Source organism: Gimesia algae (genome assembly GCF_007746795.1).
Taxonomy (GTDB): Bacteria; Planctomycetota; Planctomycetia; order Planctomycetales; family Planctomycetaceae; genus Gimesia; species Gimesia algae.
Map to the genome: position 1 here is coordinate 4055711 of NZ_CP036343.1, position 23682 is coordinate 4079392.

Below are 23682 nucleotides of genomic sequence, written 5' to 3' on the forward strand. Positions count from 1 at the left end.
AATTTATGAATCAACGCCCCGTAGCCATGATCACCGGCGCCGCAGGAGGTATCGGCGGCGAAACAGCGGTTCGCTTTGCCGAACAGGGATATGACTGCGTACTGTTGGCGCTCCCCGGAGACGACCTGCAGCCTGTCACCAGCCGTATTGAACAGGCCGGAGGCCAGTTCCTGACCTGTCTCGGCGATCTTTCCGATCTGAAGTATGCACAATCCGCCGTCGATCAATGTATCTCAAACTGGGGACGCATTGATGTACTCGTCAATAATGCTGCCTGGCGCGAAATTACCAGCATGCGAAAAATCGAACTCGCCAGCTGGGAAAAAACCCTGCGTGTCTGTCTGACGGCACCCGCGTTTCTCTCCCGCTGGTGCGCTGAACATATGGAAGCTCGGCGGCGTGGCGTGATCATCAATGTTTCCAGCATCCAGTCACAGATGGCAGCCGGCATCAGCCCTGGCTATGTCGCCGCCAAAGGCGGTCTGGACTCACTCACTTATGAATTGGCAACCTTGTATGGACCATCCGGAATTCGAGTCCTCTGCGTCAATCCCGGTGCCATCGACACGGCTATGGGAAAATATGACACCACTCAAAAACAGGAGTCAGGCACAGATCCAGTTCGACAAAGCACACAAGACATGATTCCACTCCGTCGCTGGGCACAACCGGAAGAAATCGCACGCGTCATCGCCATGCTGGCCAGTGATGATGCCAGCTACCTCACCGGAACATCCATCACCGTCGATGGCGGCTGGAAACAGCAGTGCAGCCCCTACTCGATCAAACACCAGCAACTCCCTTCGGAATTTCCCGAAGACTAAATGTCTCTGACTCACTCGGCCTGCAAACCCTTGATCGCCAGCCGAACCGCTCCCAGACTCGCATCATCCACACACTCAATCGTCGTCGGCTGCAACTCCTGCTCCCGTAAACGCTCCAGCAGCGAAACGCGAAAGTCCCGCTGATGCAGCAGGACGCCCCCCGTCAACGCCAGTGCATAGTCGCTGCTGGAAAAAGACAACTGGGAAACGACAGACTGGACCAGGTCCCTCAGTTCGAAAATCGCCTGCTGTAGAATTGTACGGGCCAGCGCATCACCTTGTTCCGCTGCCTCAAACACCAGATGAGACAAACCCGCAATTTCACTTCTTTCCCGTTCCGTATGGTACAGCCACCCAATCAATGCCCGCGGATCATTCAGATCCAGAGCTTCTAGAAAAGCAGGTTGAAGACGCGTGTCCGGTCCACGCCCATCGACGGCGCGAGCAATCCCCCTTAGCGCCGCCAGCGTGATCTGATACCCGCTGCCTTCATCACCCAGCAGATACCCCCAGCCTCCCGCGCGGGCGACCTGACCTGCTGCGTTTGTCCCAAACGCCAGTGAACCCGTTCCCGCAATCAGCGCGACTCCCCTTCCTTCCGGCGTCCCGGCTGCGAGCACGGTTTCCGCATCCGTCACAACGCTTGCCTGTTCTGCAACACCACTCTCCTTAGCCCAACGCATCCAGGCCTGTTGCTCTGCAGTTCGCCCCGCTCCCGACATCCCCAGACAGACCGCAGCAACCCGATGCGGTTCTGTTCCCGCTGACTCAAACGCTCGTTGGATCGCCAGTTGAACCTGTTCCGTCGCAACTTCCCAGACACTGGAATTGAAGTTCGAAGCCCCCGCAGTTCCACGACCCGCAACATGAAACTCAAACGTTTCCGCAACCACCGCCAGCGCAGCGCGGGTGGTAGAGCCCCCTCCGTCGATCCCCAGCACCAGTTGTTTTGACTGCAGATTCATATCACGTTCGCTCTTCCAGAACCCGTCGCAGATGTTCCTCGGCCTGGCTTAACAGTTCACCCGCCGCCTCGGGAGTAACATTCCGTTTGACATGTACGATGGCCGTTTTCAATTTTCCATCACATTTACGAAGCACTGCAGCAGCTTCTTCACGGGATAGATCGGTAAACGCCATCAGAATCCGAATCGAACGATCGACCAGTTTCTGATTCGTCGCCCGCAAATCCACCATCAGATTGCCATACGTTTTCCCCACGCGAACCATCGCCCCGGTCGTCAACATATTCAATACCATCTTGGTCGCTGTCCCCGCTTTCAAACGGGTGGAACCGGTCACCACTTCGGGGCCCACCACCGGGCAGATGGTCAACGCCGCCACTTCAGACAGCAGATTCTTCTGATTGCACGTCAAAGCAATCGTCTGCGCACCCTGCTCTCGCGCGTAGTTCAACCCAGAGATGACATACGGCGTACGTCCACTGGTCGCAATTCCGACCAGCACATCAATTTTACCGAAATTCAATCCCTGCAGATCCGCGATGGCTGATTCACCCAGATCCTCTGCCCCTTCAATCGCATTCGTCAGCGCTGCTTCTCCCCCGGCAATCAAGCCGACCACCAGTTCAGGCGGGCTGTTAAATGTGGGAGGACACTCGCTGGCATCCAGCACTCCCAGTCGCCCCGAGGTCCCCGCTCCCATGTAAATCAGACGACCTCCCTGCAGAAACGCTGCAGTAATCAGATCGATGGCAGCAGCAATCGTCGTTGCTTCCTTCTCCACAGCTGTCGCGATCTTCGCATCTTCCGAATTCATCAGCTGTACAATTTCCAGACTGTTCATTGAATCAATCTGATCTGATGCAGGATTACGCTGCTCTGTCGTCAAATGCTCTAACATGATAATCGTCGGAATCCGCTTGGATAAAACTGTAATAATCCAGATGCGTTCAATACATTGAAATCATCTCGGGCTGTCAAAAACGAAATCGGCCAGCTACTATGATAACCAGGTTCCCGAATCCTGAAAGGATAGAACTCATGATTCTGAATCAGGGGCACTCGCTTCTGATCAGGTTCGTATCGGTTGCCACAATTCGTCCCGGCTCCATAACTCCACAGACCATCCAGAACATCAGGTGTCGTCGCAGTGAATATCGCCATCGGAACCTCAGATATGATCATCCTGGTCCTGTACCTGCTGGGCGTGGTCCTGTTCGGTTCCTGGATTGGTGGTCGTCAGAAAAACCTGTCCGATTACCTGCTCGGTGGAAAAACGCTCCCCTGGTGGGCCATCCTGGGTTCGATCGTCGCCACCGAAACCAGTACCGTCACCTTTCTCAGTGTGCCGGGAATCGCTTTTGAACCAGGTGGTAATCTGCAGTTTCTGCAACTCCCGCTCGGCTATATTGTGGGCCGCTTCCTCGTCATCATGTTTCTACTCCCCTTGTACTTTCGAGGTGAAATCTATTCCGCTTATGAAGTTTTCAAAAAGCGATTTGGGGGCACAACAGAGCGGGTCTCTTCCCTGACTTTTATTGTCATGCGGACACTCGCCGACGGACTCAGGCTCTACCTGACCGCGCTCGTGCTGGAAAAAGTGGTCGGTATCCCACTCCCCCTGTGTGTGGTGGTCATTGGAATTGGCACCATTGTCTACACCTGCCTGGGTGGAATGAAATCCGTTGTCTGGAATGACTGCCTGCAGTTCGTCATCTATATTGCTGGCGCTGTCTTTGCCTTCGCAGTCATTATTAACTCACTGCCAGAGGGCTGGAACAGTTATCAGCAGTACGCTGCCACCAACCACAAATTCATCATGTTTGATTTCGATTGGAACCTCGCGAAGAGTTACACCTTCTGGGCCGGCCTGGTGGGAGGCATGTTCCTCTCCATGGCAACGCACGGAGCCGACCAGCTTATGATTCAACGGTACCTCGGTGCGAAAAACCAGAAAGACGCCGCCAGAGCACTGGGTTTCAGCGGCTTTCTCGTCTTTGCACAATTCGCATTGTTTCTGCTGCTGGGCGTTGCACTCGCCGCGTTCTACGCATCCTTCCCTCCCGCAACTCCTTTCGAGAAACCGGACGAAGTCTTCGCGTCTTTCATTATCGACCACCTGCCTGTGGGAGTCAAAGGGCTGACCCTGGCCTCGGTCTTCGCTGCTGCCATGTCGACGCTCTCCAGTTCACTCAGTTCCACCACCAGCGCCCTCGTCAATGATTTTTATCTGCCCCTGACCTCAACCCACAAACAGCAGTCCGAACTGGTCAGACTCAGCCGTGTTTTCACAGTCTTGTTTGGCTGTGCGCAAATCGCGGTGGGCATTGCCAGTCAGTCTATTTCCAGCAGTGTGGTCGGCAGCGTCCTGGCGATTGCCGGAATTTCCACCGGACTGATCCTGGGCATCTTCTTCCTGGCGACCTTCAGCAGGCAGGCATCACAGGCATCCGCCCTGCTCGGCTTCGTTTTCGGACTCACGGTCGTACTCTACGTGGCCTTCGCCATGAAACAGGAAATCGCCTGGCCCTGGTACACTTTAATCGGCGCCACAACGGTCTTTGTTGCAGGCATTCTCAGCAGCTATTTTCTACCCCAGGCACAGACTCTGGCTGAAGAGTAAGCTCGCTTCGTTTTACTGTCCGCGCCACAGAATCTGGTCTGAAATTTCCAGCTGCTCCTGTGCCACTGCAATCTCACTTTTGAAGCGACGCGCATCGACGGGATACCCCTTCGTCGGCTTCAGATTGTCCACGTGCTGACACCAGTATTGATTGAACTGCTCCATCATCACTTCCCGTGTGTATTTACAGACCATCGAAGACACGGCCACCGGAAAATGTTCCTCCGCTCTCGTCTGAAAACGAACTTCCGTATTGCCAATCTTATACACGCTCTTCTGCGTTGATTCTTCCACGCGAAAGATCATTTCCCCGTCCAGAATCTCGTCCAGAAATTCATCATAACGATTCCGCCCGCCATGTTTATCACCAATGATCAACGTCGGCTCAGATGTCTCACGGTCCCAGACCCGCGTCAGCAGATTCATACACAGCCGCGTCAGCAACACCCCTTTACTGCCATACTCCCGGCACAAAGCATTGAATCGTGCGGGCAACACAATTTCCGAGCAGATCCCCCGCAGTTCAATGCTGGCAGACTCCAGCGCCTGCTGCAGACTTTTTCGAGACTCCTCAACCGCTTCCGCGTCGACGACTGAAGGCAGTTCAAAGCGGCGCTCTCCACTCCAGGGTTCCCCTTGGATTTCCTCCAGATGATCGGGCCCCGCAATCAACACCCGCCATAATTCTCCCAGTGAATCCAGTCGTTCCGTCTGACTGCGCAACTGTAGAAACGGCAGCGTCGAACGTTCCAATGGCTCCAGCCCCGCGCTCGCGGAGTGTACCTGTTTGGAATCGGCTACATGCAGATGTTTGGAATTCTTCCGCGGCTTCTTTTGCGAAACGACCGATTCGAGCGCCGGCCAGAAATCAAACTGACGCGGATCACCGGGTACTTTCCATAAGCTGGCAGTGATGACCAGTGGACCCAGATTGGGACCGTAGCCAGCTTCGTCCATACCAACGATAAATCCCATTTTCAACCACAGTCTGCTCAAGGAAAGTCTTGCAGAGCACACGTCTCTGCTGAAAATCATCTTTGAGACATGATAGGTCATTCACTTTGTCAGCGAAACATTGACCAGTCGCCAAAAACGAAATCATCATCGATTGTGGTTTGCCAGTCGTCTACTCAAAACGGATCAGACCAAACGTATCGGGCCGTGGTTCGACCGTCAGTGGATGATTCCAGCCCTCCAGTCCCATCGCAGGCAGAATCCGCACGACCGAAAGCCCCCACGTACTGCGTTTCAAACGAGTCGAAGGTGCCAGCTCAGACAGGGGAATCGCAATCTCCGTCCGCCAGCTCTGCTGATCCTTTTCCCGGGCCACATACCATCGCGGATTCCAGCTTCGGTCAATCCAGCAGCGGTCACTGGTCCAGCCCCGATGATCGATTTCCATCTGGTAAAACGTGGTGTAATCCCGGTCGATATCAAACGCCAGAGACAGTCGATCCTGCAGCTTCAGATCGGCATCATACCTGCGCCCGGTATCCGGCGCCGCCGGATAATCCAGACCCGCCTTGATCGGAATACTGGCCGCGATGTAAAGGTTTTCATTGTCGTAGGACAACAGCACAAAAGCCCGGTCCAATGGATCGACGCCGGCCCCCGCTTGATTCTCCATCCCGGCGACTGGCTTTTCTGACAGCGTCAATTCCTCAGCGGCTTGCCAGCATTCATCAGACAACAGACCATCCAGGACAGGTCGCGTTTTCGTAAAGCGACACAAATACACAGGTCGTGGCGGCGTATCCGCCGGATGCAGCAACCAGTTCTCCGCTTTGGCTATGTTCCTCCACGATTCATTCGCTTCCGGCTTGTGAAAGTTATGAAAAATATCATCCGCTTTACCATGCGAACCAATCAGCCGATACAACGATGCCAGCGGAATCTGTACTTCGGGTGTTTCAAAAAACGCCGGTGCATACTTCTGGAACCAGCGGACGGCAGACAGCGCCTGCTTCTTCCAGTTCTCCGCAGTCTGCGTACTCCAGTTCTCGGGAGCCCCGGTATTAATCTGCCCCACCTGTCTCACTGTCTCCAGCGACGGAGAAGGCAGTTGCTCTGAAAACTGAAACGCATTCCTTACCGGACTTGCTGCCTGCGTGGGGTTGCTCGTCGATCGCGTCCGCTCCACAGGCACACCGCGATTGCGCTGCCACGCGATTTCTTCACTTGACCAGAGCTGGAACAGCCACAGCATTCCCCGCACTGCTTCCGGTTCTTGCGGAAACTGTTCCACAAGTTCCTGGTAGGTAGCCTCTGCTTTCACCAGATCATAACTGGTCACATATTGTTGTGCCAGTTGCTCCAACTGCAACGCCGCCTGTCGACGGGAGAGCCCCCGGGTAATCGTTTTCAAATGTGACATCAGCTGTGCAGAAAACAGCGGGTCATCAATCAGCTTCGCCGCCATCGCTCTGATATTCCGCTGACGCTCTGCCAGCTTACGATTGCGTTCTTCATCGTCGGCATTGATTTCATTCAGCATCCGGCGGGCATCCGAACCCGGCGCCAGACCAATGCCGGCAAACAGGCTACCCCCGGTCACCGCAGACTGCTCACCCTGATCAACGTCAACCAGACGATAGACACTGCGGGCGGCATTAGAACTCAGTTCTTTTCCGAGAATCTGTTTCCCGGTCGCCGACACTGTTGAAGCCGTCGTTCCCAGTCGTGGCAGATATTCGTCCGCCTCCACAGACACATTCCCCGAACTCCCCTCAGGCAGTCGCAGATAAACTTTCTTGACCTTCCACGGCCCCAGCCCCGCCTGTTCGCGATGCTCAATGTAACGCGTCGGATCGGCGGCATATCGCACGGCCTGCAGCATTGCATCTTTCATCAAAGTCGAAGCCGCATCCTTTCCCACCGGCTGATCCAGAATCAATACTTCCGGTCGCCACGTTCGTAGTTGTGCGACGAAGCGACTCAACGTGACCGATGCCAGCCGCCCTTCTGTATGTCGATTCCATTCCTCAATCAGGCGATCCGCGTTCTGTTCCAGTTCGGGAATCTGTACCGGAAAACGCCAATCCATACTTCCCACAGCGCCCCCCACACTGGTTACTGCTTCATTCAGTCGCAAATCCAGATCTGAATTCTTTTGTCCCTCCGAACCTAGATCGCGACGGATCGGCAACACCACCAGACTGCGATACCCTTGATCGCCGGCATATTTACTCAACAGATCAAACGAAACCTGTTGCGGTTGTGCATGCACACACATGAACGCCACACGACGGGGATCCGCATGATTCGAACGCCAAGTCCGCCCGCCATCGTCTGTCGCAAGAATCGTTCCCAGCGCACCCACAGCATAACCATGCTGATCATCCACAAAATCAATCGAAGCCAGCGGCGCACTCTGATTGGTCCACTGCTGCCGCCACGTTCTGCCACGATCATCCGAATGCCAGACCACCGAACCCGGATCACCGGCGACCCAGATCCGTTCGCCGCGCACTTCGACCGTTTTGAAATCCGTAAAATCTTTCAGTTGATCGGGCAGCGCCGTTTCCGGCATCTCCCACACAATCCCCCGGTTCTCTGTTTTTCTCAACAGCGCTCCATCGCCGACCATCCAGCCGGCTCCTGTCATGGGAACCTGGACATCCTGCAGGCCGCGTAATCCCTGTGGCGGAAATCGTGGAGGCAAAACGGTTCCGCCACCAACGAGCGTCATTCGTCCCTGGGAACCGGCCACAAGTCCTGTATTAACATCAAAAAACGCGGCACTGCGAAAGCCGGCTGATTCGTATCCGGTCACATCCTGCCAGGTCTGTCCGCCATCTGTGGTTTTAAAAACGCCCGTCGCATGCTGCACCGAACTGTCGCCAATCACCACGCCTTCATTCATCCCGAAAAAACGCACGTAATGCAGTCGGGGTAGGCGTTGCTGTACCAGTTCCTGCCACGTCTGACCTCCATCTTTTGTGAACAGCAGCACGCCCTGATTCAGATGCCCGTACTCAGCGGTGCCTCCGCCCGCAATCCAGCCAATCTGGTTCGTCAGAAAACAGATGCTCTTCAAAGGGCAAGCGACGGGACTCGCCACAAACTGCCAGGTACGGCCCCCATCCTCCGTTTTGCGAATTACCCCCCGGTCACCCACGGCCCAGCCGGTATTCTTACCCAGAAACTGGACGGCATGCAGGTTGGCATCGTCCAGCAGAGGCGAACCTGCAGACGGGGATCGTGTGTCAGCAGACAGGGACGGCAGATTCAAACAGCAGCCCAACAGGAAGAGCAATCCCCACAGCAGACAGTGCACGGGGAGTTTTTCGTTCTTTCGGGTTTGAAACAGCATCGGACATCCTTGTTCGAATAAAACGCGTCACAGAGCAGCAGACCAGGTCAGTTCCACAGCCGGGCCTCCGTTGCTCTTGAATTCGGGGCTGTACAGTTTACAAAAAATGCAGATTTTAAGGGAGGGGAAGTTTAAACGCATTGCAGGAGCATTTTCCTGAAATCCCGGTCATTTCATCCCCAGATTGCCATCCACTTCCCTTGATGGCCCTCCCCGGATTGTTATACTGGGAAATCCTCTTCATTGAGACCATTTTCAGTCATCCGTACAGGTCACCTGATTTGAGTCACAAATGAGCCCAAGTGGCGGAATTGGCAGACGCGCTAGCTTGAGGGGCTAGTGGGGGTAATCCCCGTGGAGGTTCGAATCCTCTCTTGGGCACATTGAGATAAAAGGACTTAGGGCAATCTCGCTCTGAGTCCTTTTTTTATGAACGGAATTACCGCGGACAAATCGCGGACAGAATTTCAATGAGATTGGAATTACATTGGAAACCGTAATTGGCGGAGCCTTCAGTGAAATACTGACCAAATAGCTGCTTGTTTCACTTCGGGAAAGAGATGACGGTAACGACGGCGCATTTCTTCAGTCGTGTGTCCGACGAATTCATCGATCAGTCTTTGGTCGATCGAATGGGATGCGAGATTACTGATGAAGGAATGCCGCAGACAATGCCATCCTGGAATAACACTCCATTTACTGTCTTTCAACACTCTCTTAAAGCTGCTGTGTGCCTCGTCACGTGTAATAGCTCGGGCTGTTTTAGTTTGTTTTCGATTCGATGTATCTTTTACGGCAAACGTGTATTTTCCACCGGGATGCTCACTTTTCCATTCATGAAAAGTTTCTTTCAGTAGTGTGGACATCGGAACCCTGCGAGTTGATTCTTGCCCACGGCGACGTTTTTTTTCACGAATCACGATCACATCATCCTTAATGTCGGTCAGTTGCGATCGCATGAGTTCGCTACGACGGGCTCCCGTATGAGCTGCCGCGATAACCATCGGATAAAGAAATGTGTGAGATGCTTTCTCGCGCACATGTTGAATCAATTGATCAATCTCATCTGTTCCCAGATACAGGCACTCCCAGAGATTGTCTTGTTGTTCCTGAGTCAGATTATCCTGTTCAATTTGAACTGTTATTTCATCGAACGTTTGAAAAGAGGGGCGTTCGGTTGATTTTGGAAGTTGCACATCCCGAATTTCAGGGATCTCGGAGGAAAGTTTCCCTCGCTTCTTACCCCATTGAAGTATGCGTCGCAATGTGACAAGTTCCTTTTTAATTGTATTCGCGCTAATTCGTCCTTTCCGGCGACCATTATCTTTCTGACGTTTCTTGCTGTAGACATCAAGCGCGTTCAAATCAATTTCTTTGATGACTACATTCTCCCCCAGTATGCGAAGTAAGTTATTCCGATGCGTTTTTATTAACGAAACAGTAGATTCTTCCAGGGAATCGTCTGGCAATGAAGCAAAAAATGATTTGAAAAGATCGCGGAGAGAAAGCTGAATTTCAGAAATGGAATCGCTGTTACTGACATGTGGAGTTGTGAGTTTTCCATCAGAAAGCAAAAAAGTCGGAATATCGGCATCAGGTGGCAGGGAAATCCGACCACTCTTGACGTCTCGAACTGTCTGCTCAAGATTTGCCAGTAATCGATTGGCTTCCTGCTCATCATCAGTGCAAAGCGACCGTGTATACTTCTTGCCGCCGAATCGAAACACGACGTTGAAATAGCCAGTGCGGTTCTCAAGTGAGGCCATAAGAGATAATCTCACCTTGCAGGAAAAATATTGTGAAGTCCAGGTCAGCCGTATTAAATGACACAGCTTTCAATTTCCGGAAAAGAGTGGCCTCGGACCGTGATTCAGAATGCGTTGCACTTCTTCATGGCTGATGCGCCATTCACGTTTTCGCCCATAGGCTTCCTTTACTGCTGTGATACGACCGAGTCGGCACCATTCGCGAACTGTAAACTCCGCACGTCCTGTGAGTTCAGCGAGGTCCGCGGTGCTGTACCATTCCTTCTGAAACTTTTGTTGGATTAGTTCGGCGAGAAGTGTTTCGATTCGCTCCAGTTGATTTGCAATATCTGGCACGTTCATCATTACGCCTTTCAAGTGTTGGGAGATTGAAAAAAAGTGGGACGGTGATCGAAGTTTCAATCACCGTCCGTCAACGAATTTTTCATGACATCATTCCAGAAGAATTTCCGACTCACAACGTTCGACGTAACCCTGTGTGAGTTGGAGAGCGCGGACTGCCTGTGGCAGTTCTGCCAGATTGAAGGATGATGTGTATTTGACATCCTCTCCATCCTTGTAACGCTTTTGCACATTGACGCTACGAATTGTGATCGGGCCTTCGTCGGTTTCGATTTCGTGTCCGAACACGGACGCGCTAACGAAACCGATGCGGAAGACTTTTTCTGGCGGGTTGTTGTTGCTTCTCTTGGTACTTTTTTTCGCCATTGGTTCAACCTTTCTGTGGAATGAACAGTTGGGGATTACTTCTCAGAATGAGAGGCAACCCGTAAAATTCGCTTCCTGTTTGCACAATGCGAACAGTGGGCGACAATGACACGATTTTGCAAAGTGCGCAAGGAGATCGTGGCATTTATCAAAAAGGTCGTCTGGATGTTCCGAGAGGGGGAATCCAGATCAGAAAGGTCGATTCAATGAATGAATCTTAAATACAGCCAGTGATTGCTGATTGGTCTACCACAGTGGGCAGACTCCATCAGGTACGCCTGGCTTCCCCAAAAGAGGGGAGTGTGGAAGCCTACAGGGGCGGCTCCCATGCATCCTTGCTCGTCATGTCACAAAATAGGCAATACCAAGGATTAACGTAATTCCACTGACAATCAAATCGTAAGCCACTCCAGGAGTGCTGGAAGGGCGAATGTATCGACGCGGTGGTTTCAACATCTCGACATAAACCAATTTTCTAAGACGACGTAAACATCGAGTCCACCATTTGCAGACCCGTTTCATTAACCTCAACAGTATTCTGAGAAACACCATTATTCTGAGAGGCTTTATTGAAATGTGCTTATCCATAAGAAAAGGGGGAACGGAAATTCGTCGATTTGCACGCTGCAGATCGAATCAATAATCACCAAACCGTTACAATTCAAAGCCCAGCATCCCTGTGTGCAGTGCAATTAAAAAGACGTATGGTGGCTTCATGAGTTTGTAGCTTTCGCGTTACTGCCAATCGCTGGATTGGTCTCTTTACGGCTACGGACTTTGACTGCTTTCTGAAGACAACTCCAGCACATGGCTGCTTTGCCAATAAAAGCGTCATTGAATTCAGCGGTAACGCACTCTTTGGTTTTTTCACACCACGTACAGGTTTCAGACGTATGATGCTCTAAGATATTGATGTTCATGGTTCGGACCTTTCCCGAAATGGTTAGATTGAGTTTCAAAAAAATGATTGAGAACAGTACAGGAAAGGTCTGTCCGTCTCGAAAATGTGTGATTACAGTCAGTGATCGCTGATTGGTCTGCCACAGTGGGCAGACTCCATCAGTTACGCCTGACTTCGCAGTGCCAGTTTGTACCTGCGGTTGCTGGAAGTAATATCAAGTCACTTGATGTAAGCGAATCCTGCAATGCAAAGACAAACCGCCATTGGCGGAGTGAAACGGGTTGTCAGGGCAACCCGTTTCGATAGTCGATTATTTGTCCTCCTTCTGACCGTTGGATTCGATGTTGAGAATGAATTCCCATGCCTGTTTGGTGAGCAAACTGACAAGGGGTAAATCATCTCGACCGAAACTGTTAGTCGATTTCCATTCATCGCCCTGCTTGTAGGAACGCTGGAGCGTTACCTTAAAGAAGGTCGATTTGCCATCTTCGGAACTGTTCTCGAAAATAGAGGCAGTGATGCCGCGAAGTCGGAATGACTTTACGGGCTTGTTGGAATCAGATTTTTTTGACATAGTTAAAAGGGGAACGAAACTAAAAGGAGATGACTCTACCACAAAAGCAAGGTCATCACAAAATTCCACACGCTGTTGCTGTGACCATATATGTCCCTGAACAGTCAGGTCACCAACAACAGTGGTTTGGTGTGGCTGCTTAATATCTAAAAATATCATGGAGTCACCACTTCGGTTGAAACTGGTTTCACAATAGAACCCCGTTCACCTTTGTGATTCCATGTAATTTGTCCGTATAAAAACGATTCGGGCGTCAAATCGTGCTGGTCGATGCAGAGCCATAAATCAGGACGTGGTCTGGTCCTGATTCTCTCTGCCATCGTTTGACAGCGGTACGCTGTGGGGGTGATGAAGAGAATTGTAAAGTTGTCGAGCGTGGTTTCGGGGAAATGTTTGCGATGCAGTTTGCGGTTTGCCAGTTCTGCATAGCCCTTCGTTTTACGGGCCGCGATTTGTTTAGGCGAACTGGTCCCTAAATCCTGCTCCAAATAGAAAACTTTCTTGTGACCCCGCAATGACAATACAAAGCCTGCATCGGGAGAACAGGAGAGTGGGGGATTGTCGCTTAGTTTTGTTTGTAGATAAAAGTGCTCTTTCTCATGATCACTTTTGTTAACGGTTTCCCATTCGTTAATCCAATTTTCCAGCACGACTTCTTCCTGCTGAGCGATTGCCTGCTCAATCATCATGCGCGTGTTATTGATTTCAATCCAATGATTCAGCAGATCAGCACGCGGATTACGAGTATTGGTGGCGAGATAGGTACCATCATCGTGGTAAGAAGCCAGTAATTCCGCCCCATTTTTGGTGAGGTAATAAACCGGTGCTGCTCCATTTGTTCCCGGCAAGGCAACTGGGACCCGGTGCTTGAAGAGATAATCTGCCTGCCGAAGTTTTGTGATTCGACGACGGAGTGAACGACCTGAAACCAGATGCGGTGCGCAGAGCCTTTGAATTTGTTCTCGCGTCAGAACATAATAATGGGCAAGCAATGCCAGAATCTGAATATCATTTTCAGTAACAATCATCATCACTCCGTCCCGCGAGGCGGGTTTGTGTTCGCGGAGAACGAGGAATGGTTTTCCATGTTCTCATCCGCGAGACTGATCGTTTTTTTCGTTATGTGGCAATTGCCAGTCTGACTCTGCTTTGAAAATCTCAGGAGAGATTTTATGCAGAAAAAAAGTACCGAGCGAAACTCCGAAAGGTGGAGTGCTCGGTAAAACGATCCCGAAGGATGGCCCCATGGGGGCTTTGATTTACAACCAGGCAAAATCTCTTCACAGCCGGATGGCCGGAACGGAGAAACTGTCAACTGGAGGCAACCTCGAAAGGTCGTACTCTATTTGTATCCAGCTGACAGAAATTGTCAAGAACATTTTGAAAGACCTGACAGGAATTTTCGAATTGCCAGCAGTTCCATTGTGGAGAAGTTCAACAGGTTTCCAGCGACAAGAGGGAGGAGCCGTTTAGACTCGGTAAGCCGACAGGCGAACCGAGATCGCACCCGGCGATAGGAACGAAGGTGAAAGCCCCATGAAATATTGTCATAGATTGTCACTCAAATGTTTCGTTGTGCGATGGGTCGCGAGGGTGCTAACCCTGGCATTATAGATGGAATCGTGGGGTGGAACGACCGACCAATGGTGGGCAATCCAGTGTGAGAAAACGAACACTGGCAACCACTCTACCCGCATCTATAATGCCAGGGTTTGATGAGGGACGAAATCATAACCCTGGCGACCCCTAAACGGCTGGGTGGGAATACGTTATGAAACCAGTAAAGTGTCCGACTCGATGACCCGCCCCGGACATACCTTGGCACACCCTTTGGCCCCCCTTCCCGGCCCCGCAATGCGGGTTTTGTGCCTGCTGTAGCAGAAACTACATTACCGGCGTAAATGAGACCTATCACAGATTCAACCAGTCCCACCGGGACCCGCGGCTTGTGAATTGGTCGCAGAGAATCACCGAAACTAACAGACATCGAACTGACTATATTTCAACATGATTTTCCAAGTGTGTAACAAACCATTTCACAACCGGTCAGCCAGGCCCGATCTGCGGCGGCGGAATGAGTTGTTTTCAGAGTCGATTTTCATTGTGCTAAAACAGTCGAAAATCAAAAGCGTTTTAAGAGCACGCGCCTTGTGGCTGACCTGCCTACCCCGTTGGACTGGATGAATCGTCAAGCAATGTAGATATTTTTCACAAGCGATTGTCACCACACCACATTCAGTGTAAACGCACAAGTGACAAAACAAACGATTTCACCATAAACTGTGGCCATGCGCAACACCCCCGATCGCAGTCCGCTCGACAGCTACGCCAAGACACTGTTTGAGCAGCACTCGGCGCACTCCGCCTGTGGCATCGCACTCCGGCGTGGTGACGCCAAGCTGCGGTTGCAGGAAATTTCACAAGCAGAATCGGCAGTGCAACAGCAGGAAACCATCAATGAGCAAATCACCGATCACATCGCCCGTCAACAGGCGGAACACGCACTCAACATGCAGTACCTGATTCAGTTTGGTGTCAGAGCAGACGAACGCTGGCAATTTCAACAATTGCTTGAACAGGTTTCAAATCACGGGGGTTTATCACTGTGTGAAGCAGCGAATTTGACACACGCAATGACTCAACCAAACGGATCGGACGATTTATCTGCTTCCACAACCGTTTCATCCGAACCGAGGGAATAATCACCTTGAGGCAACAAAAGCGGTGATCCCTGTAGCAATTGTTGCCGGTAGCGTTCTGTTTCCCGGTCTGCCTCGGCGGCAGAGATAAAGAATTCGGACTCAAAATTCTGTTCAATCAACGCATCCACGGCATCCCGTAATTGAGGAGACTCATACAGTGGCAAATGATCGACGTTCACAAAATGCACATCGGAATCACCGGCAAACATGCCAAATGCTTCCCCCGTTTGCAGCCTGCGAATCTCTTTCCCCCATTGCAGAGACTGCTCCTCGAAACTTTCATAGGTGATATTGCTGATTTCCTCGAATGTATCATGGATGGGTACATTCGCCTGACTGCGACCTGATGTGGTCCCCGAACTGTTTGCATTTGTCTGCCCTCGCGCAGTGGAGGAGGTTCTGCCGTCACCTTTCGATTTTGTCGGACGATACATGTCGGGGGGAATGGACTCACCTTGGGATTGATTAAAACCGGTCGCATTCTGTTCCATCTGGGCGGCAGAATGTGTGCTGGTATGGGATTCACTTTCGAGCCACTCTTTGCGGTAACCCACGATCAACTGTTTTTTACTTTTTAAAACTTCTTTGATTTTCTGAGCATCAAAGGTCAGTTTGGTGAGTTCATCGGCGATGATGTCCGCATCCCTGGCATTGTTGGCGAACATCAGGCGACTGCGGGCTTGCCAGATCATCTGAGTCAAATCCACGTCTTCCCGTTCCAACTGTGAGAACGATTGGTGTGCCAGAATCAGCCGCAGCCCCATCTGCCTGACCGTCGGCAGTGCATCTTCAATATCAACGGAGACATATTTCTGAAATTCATCCATCACAACATAGGTCGGATCAACGGCCTGTTTTCCCTCCTTGGTAGAAAGTCGGCTGGCGGTCTCCACAATTTCATTGAGGGCTAAGGCTCCGATGGTGTCGGCCACAAATCCGGGAATTTTTCCGTACTTGCCAAGATTGAGGACCACAATCTTCCGTTCCTGAATGAACCGCTGGCAATCAAACAGGCTGTGTGTGGAACCAAACATCCGTCTGAGATTGGTTGATTCAAAAAAAGGATCCAGCCGGTTGCGCGTCGATTCCAGAATCCGGACAGCCTCATTCCCCCGCGCTCTGAGAATTTCTCCCCAATGCGCGCGAATATCGCCTGGAATATGCGAAAGAATCGCGTCATGTTCCTGCGTGCCGGGATGCAACAGATATTTACACATGGCAATCGGCAGTCCCATCATCGCGGCCGCACAAAACGCTTTGTACGTCCATTGCAACAAACGGGGTTGCTGCGAAACATCCTGAGCGGCCCAGGCGCGGAGGACGATATCGACCGAACGCATCGTCTGGTAATACCGATTCGCTTCGGAAGTATGCGAGAGGGGATTGAAGGGCATGATGATATCTTCTCGGGCGGGCTCGATATAAACCAGGCGATCTCGCACATGCTGCGGGCAGAGCCGTTCATTGACCATCCAACCCAATAAATCCCGCGACAGATTTCCCATGGGATCAATCAGAAAGAGCGCAGACATCTCCGAACGCGTCTGCATCAAGAGCGGCCGCAGTAAAGTCTGGATGGCCGTTGACTTGCCTGAACCAGTGGCACCAATCAGATGAAAATGCGTGCGAAACTGATCCGGATCGAGATGGATGTTTTGATTTGTATTGTTATCAGTGCCAAGAAAAATCGGATTCATGATGATAAAAACTCCCTGATCGCACGGTCTTCCTGTAAATTGAGAGAACTGAGGAAGGACTGTCTGGTTTGGTCATCGTAATTGAGTGAATCGATCTCTTGTTTCTGTTCCTGAAAATATTCCGCAATCTCATTCAGGCTGGCGAACTTCTGTTTGTTGCCCGTCGTTTGTTCTAGTGAGGACGCAATCATCTCTTCGAGCAGTTTTCCACGCTGTTCCACGATTTCGATTGGGAAACCGTCGGACAGATATTGTTCAAAGTATTCTGCCAACCGTTCACGGGGAAAACGTGTCAGCAATGCCGGGGCATGCTGGTCGTACAAGAGTTGACAACTCAAACGGATTTCTTCACGCTGGAGCTGTTCGGCGTTCCGTTGTGCTTCCGCCTGCTGCTGTTCCTGTTGTTGCCGCTCTCGTTCGGGAGCCGTGCGTTCCCATTCATCCTGTTCCTGCCGTCTACGCTCTTTCTCTTCTCGCTCCCTTTGTTTCTGTCCTCTGTTGTATTGCCATCGCGTGACAGCGGTTTGCCATGATCGATTCAATCGACCTAAAGGAGCGAAGAGTAAATCCAGTGCTGAAAGTGCAATCCAACTCATGCCCAGTGCCATCCCGGCCAGTATCAAACCGCGTAACACAATTGCCAGCAATGTCGTGGTATCGTAAATTCCGTTCCAGGAGGCCTCAAAAAGCACATAAGCTGTCAGCGTAAGTAAAGAGAGCCTGAAACCCCATTTTTTGAGTTGCAGATTATGGGCGATCGCCACCTGCCCTACATAATACAACACGGCGACGATGAAAATCAGAGGCAGCGTTTCACCTTGTTCAATGAGTTCCATGAGAGACGACATGCTTCACCAAGTTTCATTCAGAAAACAGTCCTTTAAAAAAAACTTATCCAGACTAGTGGAGTGTCATTTTTGAATTTTGGGGTGATCGAGACCACGGGAGTGCGACAACGGAGCACGTAAACAACACTCCCAGCCCTCAATTCCAAGCTTGACAAAGCACTAGGGTTCTCGAATCGGCTTTTTCTCATAAAAATGGACTAAATTCTGTAACAGTTGTGGCTTTAGTGTTTCAGAAGCCAGTTCGACCGCTTTCTTCTGCCATTTGATGGCAGAACTGAAATCACCGGTCTCCGCATAAGCGGCAGCTAACGTATCCAGTATGTAAGCTTTTTCATATTTCGTCAGTTCACAGGCCTTCTTCGCCAAAGTGACTGCTTCCGAACCATTGCGCGACGAGGCCACCGGGCAAGTGGCACGCAGCCATGCCAGAGAGTTGTAAGCTGGTGCATAACTCGATGACAGCTTAATCACTTTGTTATACTCAGCCGCTGCTTTTTCATATTCTTTGTTTTGATCGTAGTTTTTGGCCTGGTCCCAATGGAAGGCGGCCGGATTCTTGCTGCCAGTATCATTTCCATTCTGGCCGTTAACGGGAATTTTAGCTGCCATCCGTTTAATGACAGTCGGCCGAAATTGAAATCCGGGAGGGGGTGTATTTTTTAATTGACTCAGATAGCGTTGTTCCAGAGCTTTCAACTCACCGGGGCCAGCATAGACCTGACCGTGATGCAAACTGAATGTGTCGGCCGAGTCATGGTCACCTAGAGACCAAGGGTAAGTGCGTTGAGGTAAACTAAAGAGTCCTGCCGAATCATATTTTGCAATCTTCTTTCCCCATGAATTTACATAATCGAGGGATTCCACATACATGGTGATGTATTCGGGAACTTGGTGATCTTCCAAAGGAATCTCCAGATTGAGGGCAGCTTTCTCTTCAAACGTATCAAGGTTCCATTTGATACGACTTCCCGCAAGCACTCCCTTGTAAACACGGCTTCCCACAAGACAGAGCATTTGCACATCCTGGTCCTGATACTTATTTGAATAAAAAGTATACGTCCCCTTGACGGCACGATATTTGGTGACTCCCTTGGAATTCCCAAACGCAGACAACAACCAGGCGGTCCCTGAGTCCCATTGACCTCCCGAGTGTAGAGCAAACACGCAGTATTTGGGACTTTCAGGAGTGTACCTGCTTGTGTCGTAGCTCCACCCATAAAAGTCGTTCCGAAAATAGTCGGCATTCAACACCTTCTTGGGGAACCGGGCCGCGACTTGTTTCCATTGATCTCGAGAGACAAAACCCGGAGGTGAGGTTTTGACGAGGCTCTGCAGCATATTGGAAAGCTTGACCGCTGGTTGCATGTCGAGAATCTTCCCCACAGAAAGATGTGTATTCACACTTTTAAGATAGTCTGAGTCGCCTGTGACGAATTTTCCTTCCCCATTAATCCAGTTCCCCGAGACCGCTGTCGCCACAAATCCTTCCGAAGATGTATCGAGTTCCAGTTGGATGGAGTATAAGGCATCAATGGTGGTTGGGTTGTCAAGATACGAATAATCTCGACACCACCACAAAGTGCGCGCAGGTCCTACCATCGGTTTAAAACAACGCGTGAAACTGATTCGGAGTCGATCAGGTCGGGAAAGCGTATACTTCCCAGAAAATGCAGCGGGGTTAAAACGATCGGCTGAGTCATGCGTTTTAAAATACCAGACAACACCCCGGTCTTTGGAAGCCATGGGGCGAAAGGCCAGAAAGTGCTTCCCATCCACGGAAGTCCAATCACTTTGTGTCAGGTCCGGAACAGCCAGAAGTGACGAAATCAATAATAATGCTTGCATGAGAACATTTCCTTTCTGGGACTAAGCGAGATCATTAAGTCGAGTATTGACAGACTCTTGGATAATCAGCTAGATCCAGTCTCTTTGAAGTCGAGACCGTGGAATTAGTTCACTATGATTAATGTTCAAAACAGCACTTATTGTCTGTGTTTAGTATTGAGTCATCATTTGAGAAATTCAACCCTGGTCTGGTCAAATGTAGTGAATTGTGGAAAAACGATTCCAACACCAAACGGCTTATTGAGGCCCGTATTTCGCTTTTAAATCCTGTTCGATCTGAGATTGTTGCTCGGTGATTTCTTCGATCCTGATGCAAACCCTGTTCGCTTTCTCGTTTCGCAATTCTTGGATCCCGGGTTCAGCAAGCAGCTGCGAAAGATCAGCAGAACTGCCGACTCGCAAGGGATGATGTAGGATTTGTCCCTCTTGGTCGGACGTGGTATGCGTCAGCACATACACGCCCGCTGAGTGAGGCAGCTTGCCATCTAACGGCAATACCATGAAGGGGTAATCCTTACCCGATTGGCCGGTAAAAATCAGCAGGGGAGGCATCTAAGATTGTTGCTGTCGAAGTTTGACTACCAGCAAGGTCTGCAATCGGGGAAACTCGTTGACTGGAATCGACGATTGTATTTGTCATGCGTAACGCTGTGATGATACTATAGCACATCCAATCTAAACATAGCGGCTTCAAAGCGATGATACAAGGACCAAACAGTTCTGTAGACGCTACAATAAACCTGAATTCAGGCCAGAGTCGCTTTCGATTCCCAAACGGGAATTGTCGCCAGTAAAATAGATTAAGGTTCGCAGGGAGGGGAGTCGTACAATGATACGCAATAGAAATTTGTCAAATGGCACTCAAACGTGCAGAGACGGACAACAATCACGGTTAACAGTAAAGTTCGGCTACCAAACCAGACATCAAGACCATTTGACATTAATTCCAGAACTCAGCCTCCATCGGTGAAAATAACAGATTCCCAGAAACAACTTCGCTTTCTGAAGCCAAAAAACGCACACCAGATTAATAGAATTCTCGTTGAACTAAACCCCAGGCGAACGGCCCCCTTTCCGTTCCGTTTGCATGATGAAGCCACGCAAAATCAAACTCACCAATCTCATTGTAGCTGGCTAGTCAATCGTATGTCATTAACAAACAGGATCACGTGTTGCCTTCTCTAGGTGGAGAACAGCAGACAGGGGCAACGCGTGCCCCTGGAGCTACTCTCTACGCTTGCAGGCCAATGTCATCAAAGATGAAGCCCTCATCCTCAAACATTTGGATGAGTTCTTCGTCTGACATCTTGGCATGGCAACTCTCCTTGCGCTGTTGCTCAAGGATGAGTTTCTGGTGCTCCGGGTGAGCATCTTCGTATGCCCAGTAGGGCATACTCTTGTGACCAGTGGGATTGGATAAAAGTACCATGATGTAGGGAGGGGAGAATGAATTAGAAAGTACGCAACGCATGAGCCGAATCGGTGGTGTGGCGACGGCAACGTGGAGACCGCAGGTACTACGTTGCCGTCGCAACCGTTCGGCTATGTTGCCAGTGCTTTCGACATTCCCTCCCTGCAAATGGAAATACATCTGCCGCCTGACATCCCTCGATGCCCAAATGCCGGAGCACAAAAACGAGCGTGTGTGTTTTGCTTCCGCTGGCGGAAGCGTGCTATGGTTTCCGCGATATGACGTTCCTCTCATGGCTCGCAATGATCGGCGCGGTCGCCATCGCCGCTCTGGCGGATGCAGTCAGCACGCTCTGGGCACGCAACCCGACTGAGCTGTCGGTCTACCTGTTTCTACTCCTCCTGCTCGGCCCGCTGGTATTTTTCTGCTTCGGACTTGTCACCCGGCATGTGGGTCTGGCCGTCACGTCGGGAGTCGTGAATTCACTGCTGGTGGTTACCTCAATGGGGATCGGACTGGTGTTCTTTGGAGAGTGGGACAGACTTTCGGTATGGCAATACTGTGGAATGGCTCTGGCCATTGCGGGGATCGTGCTCATGCTCTTTTTCCCCAAGGTGCATCCCTAGTCTCCGTATGCCTGCTACTCCCCCAGCGTCCGGAAACGGCGAGGACACATTTGCTCCCCTGACGGCCATCAGCTTCGCGGACGTGGAAGCTTACGCCTGGAAGTTTGCCGAGCATCTTGAAGCGCACAAAACGGCGTTACACGAGATCCTCTCGCGATACGAGACCTATGAAGTCTTCACCGATGAAATGGATCGCACACTTGATCTGTTGCGGAGCCTGCCTGAGAACGCCGAATATTTTACGCTTCGCATCGGAGCGGTCACATCGTTTCTGCCGAAGAATCAACCGCTTTACGCGCTAACGTGCTTTGTGCTCATCCCAGCGTTAATGGCCAGTGAGGTCCATTTCCGCATTCCGCACGCCATGCGGCAATTCTTTCCGGCCCTGCTCGAGGTGTTGCAGTTGACGGAATTCTTTCCAAACGTGATTGTTTCCGTGCAAGAGCGACTCCCCTTCCTGCAGGAGCGCTCGGCTCTGCTGGTGGATCCGGATTCCCAGGAGAGCCTGCCCGTCAGTGATGCTGTGATTTTTACCGGCACACCGCAGCACGCCCACCAGTTACGACTGGTCTTCCCCCAAAGTACACTTTTCATCAGCAATGGAGCGGGGCACAATCCCCTTGTGGTCACACCGAAAGCCGATATTGCGGCGGCAATTGAAGCAACCCTTGCACTCTGTCTGTACAACCAGGGCCAGGACTGTGCCGCTCCCAACGCGATCCTCGTGCATGAAGCGATCTATAACGCGTTCATGATGGAACTGCGAAAAGAATTATCCATAGTGGGTGTTGGCCCCTACCATGATCGAACGAACCGCGTGGGACCGATCAGAGATGTTGGTGACCTCGTCCGTATTCAAGAGCTACTGGCCCGGAATCACGACTGGATCGATCCCGCGACACCGGGCACGATCCGAACACAGACTGTCATTGTAGAGCCGACGATCATCGAACGACCTCTCGTGGCCGGCGGCAACTTCCGCGAATTATTTGCGCCGCTCATCATGGTCCAGCAGTACGACCGGGACTCAGACCTGGACCGGTACTTTGAACATGCCCACTACGCCCAAAATGCGATGTATGTGACGGTCTACGGGGAGAGTGACTACGTAGAGCAGTTGAGCGGTCAACCCGTGAATGGTGTCGTGCTCTATGATGAGACCACGATCTTGCGGAACACGCACCTGCACGCTCCGGGCGTGGAACGCGGCACGCAGCCCTACGGTGGTTACGGCCCGGGAGCCTCCAGTCTGAGCCTGAATGGTCGACTCATTTGCAAACCAACCCTGCCCCAACGGGATATTTATGAGCACGTTGTGCAACCGCTGCTTACACCGGATGGCCGTGAGCGTCGCTTGCGGTTGTGGCAAACCGCGACGGAACGCAAGACCCGCGACGTGAGCAAGCTGCTGCGACTGAAGAGAGAACTGCCCGGCAGTCAGAGCACAGCATCCAAGGAGTTCTGCTACGTGGATGGAGAAGCACTCCCTTGTGCGCGGCGTTATGCACACGTCCCACCGCAGTTCCTCTACCAACTGCTCGGAAAACCGAACGTGGAGCAGATCGCCGGTCTGCGGCCCGTGGCCCGCGACCGGATCCGGGCCTTACGGAGTCTGCTAAAGGAGCACCCGGATCTGGAGGCCGATGCCTTGACCGCATGGCTGTACGCCCTGCCGAAATCATCCGGCCTCTCCGGCAGGCAGGTGAGGAAACAACAGGCGGCATTGTTTGTCGACCTGTATCAATTGCTGCTCGGAACCGATCGGGGACCTCGTCTGGCCCCCTTTTTGCTGGATGTGGACCGTGATCACGTCTGCCTGTTGCTGGATGTCTAGCCTGTGTCCAGGGGCACGCGCCCTCGTGATTCCGGCATTTGGCGGGATG

The 23682-nt window shown here is 51.5% G+C and carries 20 protein-coding genes and 1 tRNA gene; 6 read left to right on the top strand and 15 right to left on the bottom strand.

From position 1 onward, the window contains the following. Nucleotides 1-5: 5 nt before the first annotated feature. Nucleotides 6-824 (top strand): SDR family NAD(P)-dependent oxidoreductase, encoded by an 819-nt coding sequence (locus Pan161_RS14945; protein ID WP_145228338.1) that lies wholly within the window; start codon nt 6-8, stop codon nt 822-824. Nucleotides 825-835: 11 nt separating this feature from the next. Here Pan161_RS14945 and Pan161_RS14950 read toward each other — a convergent pair whose 3' ends face one another. Both Pan161_RS14950 and murQ read right to left on the bottom strand, forming a co-directional pair. Further along, nucleotides 836-1789, bottom strand: a complete 954-nt coding sequence (locus Pan161_RS14950) for an N-acetylglucosamine kinase (protein WP_145228340.1) — start codon at nt 1787-1789, stop codon at nt 836-838. Between the two features lies 1 nt (nt 1790). Further along, nucleotides 1791-2687 carry an N-acetylmuramic acid 6-phosphate etherase gene (murQ, locus tag Pan161_RS14955; RefSeq protein WP_145228342.1) on the bottom strand — a complete coding sequence of 299 codons (897 nt, stop codon included), beginning with the start codon at nt 2685-2687 and terminating at the stop codon, nt 1791-1793. A gap of 249 nt (nt 2688-2936) precedes the next feature. Here murQ and Pan161_RS14960 point away from each other — a divergent pair, with 249 nt between their 5' ends. Continuing rightward, complete coding sequence (locus Pan161_RS14960) at nt 2937-4409, top strand: sodium:solute symporter (protein ID WP_232103236.1); 1473 nt, start codon at nt 2937-2939, stop codon at nt 4407-4409. Nucleotides 4410-4421: 12 nt separating this feature from the next. Here the strand turns inward: Pan161_RS14960 and Pan161_RS14965 are convergent, their stop codons facing one another. After that, the gene (locus tag Pan161_RS14965; RefSeq protein ID WP_145228344.1) at nt 4422-5384 is read right to left on the bottom strand and encodes a hypothetical protein; all 963 of its coding nucleotides are present in this window, start codon (nt 5382-5384) and stop codon (nt 4422-4424) included. A 151-nt stretch (nt 5385-5535) separates the two neighbouring features. Then, the gene (locus tag Pan161_RS14970; protein ID WP_145228346.1) at nt 5536-8721 is read right to left on the bottom strand and encodes a YCF48-related protein; all 3186 of its coding nucleotides are present in this window, start codon (nt 8719-8721) and stop codon (nt 5536-5538) included. A 296-nt stretch (nt 8722-9017) separates the two neighbouring features. On the opposite strand from Pan161_RS14970, the gene Pan161_RS14975 reads away from it, so the two are divergent. Further along, a tRNA-Leu gene (locus tag Pan161_RS14975) sits at nt 9018-9102 on the top strand. Nucleotides 9103-9233: 131 nt separating this feature from the next. Here Pan161_RS14975 and Pan161_RS14980 read toward each other — a convergent pair. The 6 genes from Pan161_RS14980 to Pan161_RS15005 form a co-directional block, all read right to left on the bottom strand. Then, a complete protein-coding gene (locus Pan161_RS14980; protein WP_197995307.1) occupies nt 9234-10295 on the bottom strand; it encodes a site-specific integrase in 1062 nt (353 codons plus the stop codon). A gap of 261 nt (nt 10296-10556) precedes the next feature. Beyond that, nucleotides 10557-10832, bottom strand: a complete 276-nt coding sequence (locus Pan161_RS14985; RefSeq protein WP_197995308.1) for a helix-turn-helix domain-containing protein — start codon at nt 10830-10832, stop codon at nt 10557-10559. Between the two features lie 87 nt (nt 10833-10919). Next, nucleotides 10920-11195 (bottom strand): hypothetical protein, encoded by a 276-nt coding sequence (locus Pan161_RS14990; protein ID WP_145228350.1) that lies wholly within the window; start codon nt 11193-11195, stop codon nt 10920-10922. Between the two features lie 713 nt (nt 11196-11908). After that, entirely contained in the window at nt 11909-12115 is a 207-nt protein-coding gene (locus tag Pan161_RS14995) for a hypothetical protein (RefSeq protein ID WP_145228352.1), read from the bottom strand. A gap of 291 nt (nt 12116-12406) precedes the next feature. Further along, entirely contained in the window at nt 12407-12829 is a 423-nt protein-coding gene (locus tag Pan161_RS15000; RefSeq protein WP_145228354.1) for a hypothetical protein, read from the bottom strand. Beyond that, a complete protein-coding gene (locus Pan161_RS15005; protein ID WP_197995309.1) occupies nt 12826-13701 on the bottom strand; it encodes a replication-relaxation family protein in 876 nt (291 codons plus the stop codon). Before Pan161_RS15005 ends, Pan161_RS15000 begins: the two co-directional genes overlap by 4 nt. Nucleotides 13702-14958: 1257 nt before the next feature. Here Pan161_RS15005 and Pan161_RS15010 point away from each other — a divergent pair. Beyond that, a complete protein-coding gene (locus Pan161_RS15010; protein WP_145228356.1) occupies nt 14959-15372 on the top strand; it encodes a hypothetical protein in 414 nt (137 codons plus the stop codon). Here Pan161_RS15010 and Pan161_RS15015 read toward each other — a convergent pair. The 5 genes from Pan161_RS15015 to Pan161_RS15035 form a co-directional block, all read right to left on the bottom strand. Continuing rightward, nucleotides 15309-17069 carry a type IV secretory system conjugative DNA transfer family protein gene (locus Pan161_RS15015; RefSeq protein WP_145228358.1) on the bottom strand — a complete coding sequence of 587 codons (1761 nt, stop codon included), beginning with the start codon at nt 17067-17069 and terminating at the stop codon, nt 15309-15311. The genes Pan161_RS15010 and Pan161_RS15015 overlap by 64 nt on opposite strands. After that, nucleotides 17066-17917: a hypothetical protein gene (locus tag Pan161_RS15020; RefSeq protein WP_145228360.1), complete on the bottom strand. Its 852-nt coding sequence runs from the start codon at nt 17915-17917 to the stop codon at nt 17066-17068. The genes Pan161_RS15015 and Pan161_RS15020 overlap by 4 nt, the downstream gene beginning before the upstream one ends. A 159-nt stretch (nt 17918-18076) precedes the next feature. Continuing rightward, the gene (locus tag Pan161_RS15025; protein ID WP_145228362.1) at nt 18077-19762 is read right to left on the bottom strand and encodes a hypothetical protein; all 1686 of its coding nucleotides are present in this window, start codon (nt 19760-19762) and stop codon (nt 18077-18079) included. Between the two features lie 237 nt (nt 19763-19999). Then, nucleotides 20000-20314, bottom strand: coding sequence for a hypothetical protein (locus Pan161_RS15030; RefSeq protein ID WP_145228364.1), 315 nt, complete (start codon nt 20312-20314; stop codon nt 20000-20002). Nucleotides 20315-20993: 679 nt separating this feature from the next. Continuing rightward, a complete protein-coding gene (locus Pan161_RS15035; RefSeq protein WP_145228366.1) occupies nt 20994-21296 on the bottom strand; it encodes a hypothetical protein in 303 nt (100 codons plus the stop codon). A gap of 107 nt (nt 21297-21403) precedes the next feature. Between Pan161_RS15035 and Pan161_RS15040 the strand changes: the two genes are divergently transcribed. After that, nucleotides 21404-21799, top strand: coding sequence for a hypothetical protein (locus Pan161_RS15040; RefSeq protein WP_145228368.1), 396 nt, complete (start codon nt 21404-21406; stop codon nt 21797-21799). 7 nt (nt 21800-21806) lie between these two features. Next, complete coding sequence (locus tag Pan161_RS15045; RefSeq protein WP_145228370.1) at nt 21807-23633, top strand: aldehyde dehydrogenase family protein; 1827 nt, start codon at nt 21807-21809, stop codon at nt 23631-23633. The last annotated feature ends 49 nt before the right edge of the window (nt 23634-23682 follow it).